3 protein-coding genes are annotated in these 2,444 nt (G+C 70.7%); 2 read left to right on the forward strand and 1 reads right to left on the reverse strand.

What is annotated here, in order from left to right:
* Positions 1 to 1,133: flavodoxin-dependent (E)-4-hydroxy-3-methylbut-2-enyl-diphosphate synthase (gene ispG / locus JF597_RS53255; RefSeq protein WP_294014216.1), on the forward strand; the 1,133-nt coding region annotated here is incomplete at its 5' end.
* A 10-nt stretch (positions 1,134 to 1,143) separates the two neighbouring features.
* On the opposite strand, the gene JF597_RS53260 is transcribed toward ispG, so the two are convergent.
* Positions 1,144 to 1,881, reverse strand: coding sequence for a hypothetical protein (locus JF597_RS53260; RefSeq protein WP_294014218.1), 738 nt, complete (start codon positions 1,879 to 1,881; stop codon positions 1,144 to 1,146).
* A gap of 125 nt (positions 1,882 to 2,006) precedes the next feature.
* Here JF597_RS53260 and JF597_RS53265 point away from each other — a divergent pair.
* On the forward strand, positions 2,007 to 2,444 hold a 438-nt coding region (locus tag JF597_RS53265), incomplete at its 3' end, for a DUF4081 domain-containing protein (protein WP_294014220.1).

Below are 2,444 nucleotides of genomic sequence, written 5' to 3' on the forward strand. Positions count from 1 at the left end.
AGGTACCGGTCCGGCCGATCGCCGAGCGGCGCCTGTCGCGGCAGATCCACGTCGGACCGGTGGCGATCGGGGGCGGGGCCCCGGTGTCGGTGCAGTCGATGACGACGACGCGTACCTCCGACATCGGCGCCACGCTCCAGCAGATCGCCGAGCTCACCGCCTCCGTCTGCCAGATCGTCCGCGTCGCCTGTCCCACGCAGGACGACGCGGACGCGCTGGCGACCATCGCGCGCAAGTCGCAGATCCCGGTGATCGCGGACATCCACTTCCAGCCCAAGTACGTGTTCGCGGCGATCGAGGCCGGCTGTGCGGCCGTACGCGTCAATCCCGGCAACATCAAGCAGTTCGACGACAAGGTCAAAGAGATCGCGCGGGCCGCTAAGGACCACGGCACGCCGATCCGGATCGGGGTCAACGCGGGTTCGCTGGACCGTCGGCTGCTCCAGAAGTACGGCAAGGCGACCCCCGAGGCGCTGGCCGAGTCCGCCCTGTGGGAGGCCTCCCTCTTCGAGGAGCACGACTTCCGGGACATCAAGATCTCGGTCAAGCACAACGACCCGGTCGTCATGGTCGAGGCGTACCGCCAGCTCGCCGCCCAGTGCGACTACCCGCTGCACCTCGGCGTGACCGAGGCCGGCCCCGCCTTCCAGGGCACGATCAAGTCGGCCGTGGCCTTCGGCGCGCTGCTCTCCCAGGGCATCGGCGACACCATCCGGGTGTCGCTGAGCGCCCCGCCGGTCGAGGAGGTCAAGGTCGGCAACCAGATCCTGGAGTCCCTGAATCTCAAGCAGCGGGGCCTGGAGATCGTCTCCTGCCCGTCCTGCGGTCGCGCCCAGGTCGACGTCTACAAGCTGGCCGAAGAGGTCACCGCGGGCCTGACCGGCATGGAGGTCCCGCTGCGCGTCGCGGTCATGGGCTGCGTGGTGAACGGCCCCGGCGAGGCCCGCGAGGCCGACCTCGGCGTCGCCTCCGGCAACGGCAAGGGCCAGATCTTCGTCAAGGGCGAGGTCATCAAGACCGTCCCCGAGTCGAAGATCGTGGAGACCCTCATCGAAGAGGCGATGAAGATCGCCGAGCAGATGGAGGCGGAGGGCATCGCCTCCGGCGAGCCGTCGGTGTCGGTCGCGGGCTGACGCCTGTGGCTCACCGGTGCCGCATCCAGACGTTCGGCTCCTGATAGCGGCCGACGTCGGCGTCCCGGTCGATCCGCAGCACACTCAGCCCGTCCGGGATGACGTAGTCGCCGGATTCGGGGAGGGCGAGGTCCGTCCAGCCCTCCCACTCGGCGACGGTGCCGGTCATCGTCTGTGAGACGGGGGCCGGGGCGAGGATCCGGGCGCCGAGCCGTTCGTGGGTCCGGATCCAGGGATCGAGGGCGGTCCCGTCCTCCCGCCGCCAGCGCAGGAACGACTCGATGGGCGTCAGCGGATAGCGGGCCTTGGTCGTGGGCCGCACGGGCGCGATGACCCGTGCCAGCCCCGCGTCGTGTCCGGCCTCCCGCAAGGCGGTGAGCATCCGCCCGGCGAGCCCCTGCCCCTTGAGCGACGGGGTGACGATCGCCCCGCAGATCACCAGGGTGTCGGGGTCGACGCCCTGCTCATGCCCCTCGACGGCCCGCACCAGCGCGTCCGTGTATCCCGAGGGCAGCGCGCCGGCCCGGCCGTCCCACCGCAGCGGTACCGCCCACCCGGCGGCGACGGGTACCCCGTCCGCGTCCAGCAGCATCAGATCCAGCCCCGCGAAGAACTCCCGTACCCGGCCGATGTGCTCCTTCACCAGCCGGTCGGCGGTGATGAACGCGGGGAAGCCCTCGCTGAACAACTCCGCGAGCTGCTCATCGGGCCATGTCCGGGCGTCGGATCGCACAGGGGTCGAGATCATCCGACGTTCATATCAGCGCGGGTCGGCTGTGTCTGCAGCGAACGGCCTCTGAACCGGGGGCGGCACGGCTCAGCTTCCGCAGGTACAGTGCGGAGATCAGCAGACCCCAGTGTGAGGCCCCGCCCGTGTTGACCCAGACGACCTCCCGGGTCCTCGAACCGAGCGACCTGGATGCCGCGCTCGCCGTGCTCGACCGCGATCCGGTCGCGAACGCCTTCGTGACGTCGAGGGTTCAGGTCGCCGGCCTCGACCCGTGGCGGCTCGGCGGCGAGATGTGGGGCTGGTACGAGGACGGCATGCTCACGTCCCTCTGCTACGCCGGCGCCAACCTGGTCCCGATCTGCGCGACCCCCCGAGCCGTCCGCGCCTTCGCCGACCGTGCCCGGCGTTCCGGTCGCCGCTGCTCCTCCATCGTCGGCCCGGCCGAACCCACCGCGCAGCTCTGGCGCCTGCTGGAACCGAGTTGGGGCCCGGCGCGGGAGGTCCGTGCCCAGCAGCCCCTCATGGTCACCGACCGCATGCCCACCGACATCGCTCCGGATCCGTACGTCCGCCGCATCCGC

This window comes from Streptomyces sp., assembly GCF_019510245.1.
Lineage (GTDB): Bacteria > Actinomycetota > Actinomycetes > Streptomycetales > Streptomycetaceae > Streptomyces.